Origin of the sequence: Kitasatospora sp. NPDC056327, assembly GCF_042261735.1 — a bacterium.
Classification (GTDB): Bacteria; Actinomycetota; Actinomycetes; order Streptomycetales; family Streptomycetaceae; genus Kitasatospora.
Map to the genome: position 1 here is coordinate 1 of NZ_JBHJRC010000366.1, position 7,494 is coordinate 7,494.

At 77.0% G+C, this 7,494-nt stretch carries 1 protein-coding gene; it reads right to left on the minus strand.

The genetic code is table 11. The features are described 5' to 3' along the window. Window positions 1-7,494 (minus strand): SDR family NAD(P)-dependent oxidoreductase (locus tag ACFCX4_RS32830; RefSeq protein ID WP_376150523.1); only part of this gene is annotated, 7,494 nt, incomplete at both ends.

Below are 7,494 nucleotides of genomic sequence, written 5' to 3' on the forward strand. Positions count from 1 at the left end.
TCGGGGACGGTGGCGTGGAGTTCCCGGCCCATCGCGATGCGTTGGGAGCCCTGGCCGGTGAACAGGAACGCCAGCTTCCCACCGTCCACCCGGCCTGTCACCGCACCGGTGTGGTGGTCCCCGCGGGCCAGTGCCCGCAGGGCGTCCGCCCGCTTCTCCCGGCCGGACGCGACCACGACCGCCCGGTGCTCGAACAGCGCCCGGGAGGCCAGCGAGTGCGCGACGTCGGCGTCGTGCAGGTCGCCGTCCGCCGTGATCCGCTCCAGCAGCCGTCCGGCCTGCTCGGCCAGCGCGGCGTCGGTGCGGGCGGACAGCACCCACGGCACCGGCCCGGCCGGCTCGGGGCTCGGCGGGGCGTCCTCCGTCACCGCCGGCTCCTCCAGGATGACGTGCGCGTTGGTGCCGCTGATCCCGAAGGCCGACACGGCGGCCCGCCGCGGGTGCCCGTCGGCCTTCCAGGGCTGTGCCTGCGTCAGCAGCCGCACGGCGCCCGCCGTCCAGTCCACGTGCGGGGACGGCGCGGAGACGTGCAGGGTCCGCGGCAGGGTCTCCCGCTGCATCGCCATGACCATCTTGATGACGCCGGCCACGCCCGCGGCCGCCTGCGAGTGCCCGATGTTGGACTTGATCGAGCCCAGCCAGAGCGGCTTGTCCGCCGGCCGGTCCTGACCGTAGGTGGCCAGGATCGCCTGGGCCTCGATCGGGTCGCCCAGGGTGGTGCCGGTGCCGTGCGCCTCGACCGCGTCCACCTCGGCGCCGCGCAGTCCCGCGTTGGCCAGGGTCTGACGGATCATCCGCTGCTGCGCGGGTCCGTTGGGGGCGGTGAGGCCGTTGCTGGCGCCGTCCTGGTTGATCGCGCTGCCCCGCAGCACGGCGAGCACCCGGTGGCCGTTGCGCCGCGCGTCGGAGAGCCGCTCCAGCAGGACCAGACCGGCGCCCTCGCTCCAGCCGGCGCCGTCGGCCTCGGCGGAGAAGGGCTTGCTGCGGCCGTCGCGGGCGAGCCCGCGCTGGCGGCTGAACTCGATGAACGGGGCGGGGGTGGCCATCACCGTCACGCCGCCGGCGAGGGCCAGTGAGCACTCGCCCCGGCGCAGCGCGTGCGCCGCGAGGTGCAGGGCCACCAGGGAGGAGGAGCAGGCGGTGTCGACGGTGACCGCCGGGCCCTCGAAGCCGAAGGTGTAGGAGACCCGGCCGGAGGCGACGCTGCCGGCGCTGCCGTTCCCGAGATAGGCCTCGAAGCCCTCCGGTGCGTCGCGCAGGCGCCAGCGGTAGTCGTTGTACATCACGCCGGCGAAGACACCGGTCTGGCTGCCGCGCAGCGCGGTGGCGTCGATGCCGGCCCGCTCGAAGGCGTCCCACGCGGTCTCCAGCAGCAGCCGCTGCTGGGGGTCGGTGGCGAGCGCCTCGCGCGGGGCGATGCCGAAGAAGTCGGCGTCGAAGTCCGCGACGTCGAGCAGGAACCCGCCCTCGCGGGCGTAGGCGGTGCCCTCCTTCTCCGGGTCCGGGTCGTACAGCGCCTCCAGGTCCCAGCCGCGGTCGGCGGGGAACGGCCCGATGGCGTCCGTGCCGTCCTCGACCAGCTGCCAGAGGTCCTCGGGGGAGCGGACCCCGCCCGGGTAGCGGCAGCCCATGCCGACGATCACGATCGGGTCGTCGTCCGGGGCGGCGGCCCGCACGATCACCTGGGCCGCGCCCGCGCCGGTCACCTCGCCGACCAGGTGGCCGGTGAGGGTGCGCAGCGTCGGGTAGTCGAAGACCAGGGTGGCCGGCAGCCGCAGGCCCGTCGCGGCGTGGAGGCGGTTGCGCAGTTCCACGGCGGTCAGCGAGTCGAAGCCGAGTTCCTTGAAGGCCCGCTCGGCGTCGATGCTCTCCGGGGTGGCGTGGCCCAGCACCATGGCGACCTGCGCCCGGACCAGGTCCAGGACGGCGTGCTCGCGCTCCTCGGCGGACAGGGCGCCGATCCGCTGCGACCAGGAGCCGGCGTCCGGTCCGCCGCCCGCGGCCAGGGCGCGCCGGGCGGGGACGCGGACCAGCGAGCGGAACAGCGGCAGGCCGGCGGCGGCCCTGCGGAGCGCCGGCAGGTCGATCCGGACCGGGACGGCCAGGGTGCGGTCCGCGGCCAGGGCGGCGTCCAGCAGGGCCAGCCCTTCCCCGGAGGGGAGCGGCACGATGCCGCCGCGGCCCATCCGGGCCCGGTCGGCGTCGGTCATCGCGGCGGTCATGCCGCTCGCCTGCTCCCACAGGCCCCAGGCGAGCGACAGCGCGGGCAGGCCCCGGGCCCGGCGGTGGTGCGCGAGCGCGTCGAGGAAGGTGTTGGCGGCGGCGTAGTTGCCCTGCCCGGCGTTGCCGGTGAGGCCGGTGACGGACGAGAAGAGGACGAAGTGCCGCAGCCCGGGTGCGAGTTCGGCGGTGAGGTCGTGCAGGTGCCAGGCGGCGTCGACCTTCGGCCGCAGCACCGTGTCCACCTGGCCCGGGGTGAGGCCGGTGATCACCGCGTCGTCCAGGACCCCGGCGGTGTGGAAGACGGCGGTCAGGGCGTGCTCGGCGGGGATGCCGGCCAGCAGCCCGGCCACGGCGTCCCGGTCGGCGACGTCGCAGGCGACGAGCCGGACGTCGGCACCGAGTCCGGTCAGCCCGTCGCGCAGTGCCGCGGCACCGGGGGCGTCGCCGCCGCGGCGGCCGGCGAGCAGCAGCCGGCGGACGCCGTGCACGGTCACCAGGTGGTGCGCGAGCAGCCGGCCCAGGGTTCCGGTGGCACCGGTGATCAGGACGGTGCCGTCGGCGGCGAAGGTCCCTGCCTCCCCGGCGGACCCTCCGGCGGAGTCCCCGGAGGGCTCGTCGGAGGGCTCGTCGGGTGACACCGCGGGCTGTGCGGCGGGCAGTCCGCGCACCAGACGCGGGGCGAGCACCGCGTCGCCGCGGACGGCGGTCTGCGGCTCGCCGGTGGCCAGGGCCGCGAGCGCGGCCGCGGGCAGGCCGGCGGAGACGCCGCTGCCGGGGCCGGTGCCGGTGTCGAGGTCGAGGTCGCAGAGCACGATCCGGTCGGGGTGTTCCGACTGCGCGGTCCGCACCAGGCCCCAGACGGGGGCGTGCACCAGGTCGGTGACGTCCTCGCCCTCGCCGGCGGCGACCGCGCCGCGGGTGAGCACCAGCAGCCGCGACCCGGCGAACCGGTCCTCGGCCAGCCAGCCCCGGAGCACCGACAGGGCCCGCCGCACGGCGGCGCCGGCCAGGGCCGGGAGGTCCTCGCCGGCGGTGCCGTCCGGAGCGGGCAGCGCCAGCACCAGGAGCTCGGGCTCCTCCCCGGCGGGCACCCCGGCGGGACCGGGGCCGGCCGGGTCCAGCACCAGCACGGACGCGGCGCCCACGGCGGCCGGGACCGGCAGCGGCACCCAGGCGACGCCGAACGGGCCGTCGCCCGGCTGCTCGGCGGTGAGCGCCGAGAGCCGCACCGGGCGCAGCGCCAGGGAGTCCACCGAGGCGACCGGCGCCCCCTGCGCGTCGGTGGCGGTCAGCGCGTACGCGTCGGCGCCGCGGGGGGTGAGCGCCACCCGGAGCACGGTGGCGCCGGTGGCGTGCAGCGAGACCCCCGACCAGGCGAAGGGCAGCGCCACGCCCTCCTCCGGCGCGGGTCCCTCCCACAGCGGGGCCAGGACGGCCGGGTGCAGCGCCGCGTCCAGCAGCGCCGGGTGCAGCCCGTAGCCGGTCGCCTCGGTCCGCTCGGCGAGGGCGACCTCGGCGAACAGCTCGCCGCCGCGCCGCCACAGGGCGCGCAGGCCCTGGAAGACCGGTCCGTACTCGTAGCCGCCCGCGGCGAGCAGGTCGTAGGCCCCGGCGGTGTCCACTGGGGCGGCCCCGGCCGGCGGCCAGGCGGTGACCGGGGCGGCGGCGGGGGCGCCGGTGCCGAGCGTGCCGGAGGCGTGCTGGGTCCAGGTGCTCTCCTCGTCCGGGCGGGAGTGCACCGTCAGGGCGCGGCGGCCGTCCGCGTCGGGTGCGGAGGCGCTCACCTGCACCTGGACCGGGGCGTCGGCCAGCAGCAGCGGGGCCTGCAGGGTCAGCTCCTCCAGCAGGTCGCAGCCGGCGTGGTCCCCGGCGGTCACGGCCAGTTCGACGAAGGCCGTCCCGGGCAGCAGGACGGTGCCGGCCACCGCGTGGTCGGCCAGCCAGGGGTGGGTCCGCAGCGAGAGCCGTCCGGTCAGCAGCAGGGCGCCGCTCTCGGCGACGGTCAGCGAGGCACCGAGCAGCGGGTGCGCGACCGGGCCGAGGCCGAGCTGCTCGGGGTCGCCGCCGCCGCTCGCCGCCTCCAGCCAGTAGCGCTGCCGCTGGAACGGGTAGGTGGGCAGGTCCGGGAGCGGGCCCGCAGGGGCGGGCAGCCGCCAGTCGACGTCCAGGCCGCGGGTGTGGGCCTCGGCCAGGGCGAGCGGGAAGCGGTCGCCGTGGTCGCGGCGCAGCGTGCCGAACACGGCGGCGGGCCGCTCGTCCAGGGTCTGCTGGATGCCGATGGTCAGCACGGGGTGCGGGCTGGCCTCGACGAAGAAGCGGTGGCCGTCGGCGTGCAGCAGTTCGACGGTCTCCCGCAGCCGGACCCGGTTGCGCAGGTTCTCGTACCAGTAGTCGGCGGTGAGGGTGGTGGTGTCGACCGGCGCGGCGCTCACCGTCGAGTAGAAGGCGGTGTCGGTGGCGCGCGGGGTGATGTCCGCGAGGGCCTCGGTGATCCGTTCGCGCAGCGGCTCCACGTGCACGCAGTGCGAGGCGTAGTCGACCGGGATCCGGCGGGCCCGGACGCCGCGCGCCCCGCAGTCGGCGACCAGCGCGGCGATCGCCTCCGCGGCGCCCGAGACCACGGTGGTGGCGGGGCCGTTGACGGCGGCGACGTGCACGTCCGGGTACCCGCCGAGCAGGTCCTGGACCTCGGCGGCCGGCAACGGCACCGAGGCCATGCCGCCGGTGCCCGCGAGGGCGGTGATCGCCTGGGCGCGCAGGACGACGGTGCGGGCGGCGTCCCGCAGGGTGAGCGCGCCCGCCGCGTGGGCGGCGGCTATCTCGCCCTGGGAGTGGCCGACCACCGCGTCCGGGACGACGCCGTGGTGGCGCCAGAGCTCGGCCAGACCGGTCATCACGGCGAACAGCACCGGCTGGATGACGTCGACCCGCTCCAGCAGGGCGGTGTCGGGCTCGGTGAGCAGCTCGGTGAGGTTCCAGTCGGTGTACTCGGCGAAGGCCTCGGTGCAGGCTGCGATGTGCGCCGCGAACACCGGTTCGGTGGCCAGCAGGTGGCGGCCCATCGCGGGCCACTGGGAGCCCTGGCCGGGGAAGACGAAGACGGTCCGGCCGCTGAGCGGGCTGCCGGTCACCAGGGCCGGGTGGGGCGCGCCCTCGGCCAGGGCGGCGAGCGCGGCGGCCACCGTGCCGCTGTCGGGAGTGCCGCTGCCGGGCGTGCCGGTGCCGGGCGCGTCCGCGGGGTGTCCGCCGGCGCCGGGCCAGACGACCGCCCGGTGCTCGAAGGAGGCGCGGCGCAGCAGCGCGTGCGCCGTCTCCGGGGCGTCGGGCGCGGCGTCGGCCAGCTGCCGCGCGTGGGCCCGCAGCGCCGGTTCGGTCCGCGCCGACAGGACGACGGGCGCGACGGCCGGGGCGGGGGCGGGGGGCGCGACGGCGGGGGGCGCGGCCTCCTCCAGGATGACGTGCGCGTTGGTGCCGCTGATCCCGAAGGACGAGACGCCCGCCCGCCGCGGCCGGCCCGGGGCCTCCCACGGGCGGGCCTCGGTGAGCAGCGCGACCGCGCCGGCCTCCCAGTCGACGTGCGGCGAGGGCTCGTCCGCGTGCAGGGTCCTCGGCAGCTCGCCGTGCCGCAGCGCCATGACCATCTTGATGACGCCGGCCACGCCGGCGGCCGCCTGCGCGTGCCCGATGTTCGACTTCAGCGACCCGAGCCAGAGCGGCTGGTCCGCCGGCCGGTCCTGGCCGTAGGTGGCCAGGATCGCCTGGGCCTCGATCGGGTCGCCCAGGGTGGTGCCGGTGCCGTGCGCCTCGACCGCGTCCACGTCGGACGGTGCCAGCCGCGCGTTGGCCAGCGCCTGGCGGATGACGCGCTCCTGGGACGGCCCGTTGGGGGCGGTGAGCCCGTTGCTGGCGCCGTCCTGGTTGATCGCGCTGCCGCGCACGACCGCCAGCACCCGGTGGCCGTTGCGCCGGGCGTCGGAGAGCCGCTCCAGCAGGATCAGGCCCGCGCCCTCGGCCCAGCCGGTGCCGTCCGCGTCCGCCGAGAACGCCTTGCAGCGGCCGTCGGGGGACAGCCCGCGCTGGCGGCTGAACTCCACGAAGATCCCGGGCGTGGCCATCACGGTGGCGCCGCCCGCGAGGGCCAGGTCGCACTCTCCCTGCCGCAGCGCCTGCGCCGCCAGGTGCAGGGCGACCAGGGAGGAGGAGCAGGCGGTGTCGACGGTGACGGCCGGACCCTCGAAGCCGTAGGTGTACGCGATGCGGCCGGACGCCACGCTGACGGTGCTGCCGGTCAGCAGGTAGCCGTCCATGCCCTCCGCGGACTCGTGCAGCCGGGGTCCGTACTCCTGGGACATCGCGCCGACGAACACCCCGGTGGCGCTGCCGCCGAGCGCGGCCGGGTCGAGCCCGGCGTGTTCGAAGACCTCCCAGGAGGTCTCCAGCAGCAGCCGCTGCTGGGGGTCCATCGCGGCGGCCTCGCGCGGCGAGATGCCGAAGAACGCGGGGTCGAACTCCGGTGCGTCGTAGAGGAAACCGCCGCTGCGGGCGTAGGTGGTGCCGCTCTTGTGCGGGTCCGGGTCGTAGAGCCCGGCGAGGTCCCAGCCGCGGTCCTGCGGCAGGTCGGAGATGGCGTCGCGGCCCTCGGCGACCAGGCGCCACAGGGCCTCCGGCGAACCCGCGCCGCCGGGGTAGCGGCAGGCCATGCCGACGATGGCGATCGGCTCGTCGTGGGCGACCGCCGTGACCACCGCGGTGGCCGCCGGCCCCTCGGACAGCTCCGTCCGCAGGTGGCGCACCAGCGCGGCCGGGGTGGGGTGGTTGAACAGCAGTCCGGAGGCCAGCCGCAGGCCGGTCGCCGCGCTCAGGCGGTTGCGCAGCTCCACCGAGAGCGCGGAGTCGAAGCCCAGGTCCTTGAAGGTGTGGGAGGCGTCGATCGCGTCGGGGGTGGCGTGGCCGAGCGTGATGGCCATGTCGGTCAGGACCAGGTCGTGCAGCGCGGACGCCAGCGCCTCGGGGCCGAGCGCCGCCAGCCGCTGGGCGGCGGTCGCCTCGGCGGGGTCCGTCTCCTCGGCCTGGGTCCGGTCGGCCGCGGTCGGCGCGGGACGCGGCGCGGCGACGCCGTCCAGCCAGTGGCGGCGGCGCTGGAACGCGTACGTGGGAAGGCTGGTCCGCAGTCCCCGGGTGGGCCAGGTGGTGGTGTGGCCGGTGGTGTGGGCGGTGGCGGTGGCGGTGTGGAGGGTGAGGGTTTCGGGGTGGTTGGGTCGGAGGGTGGGG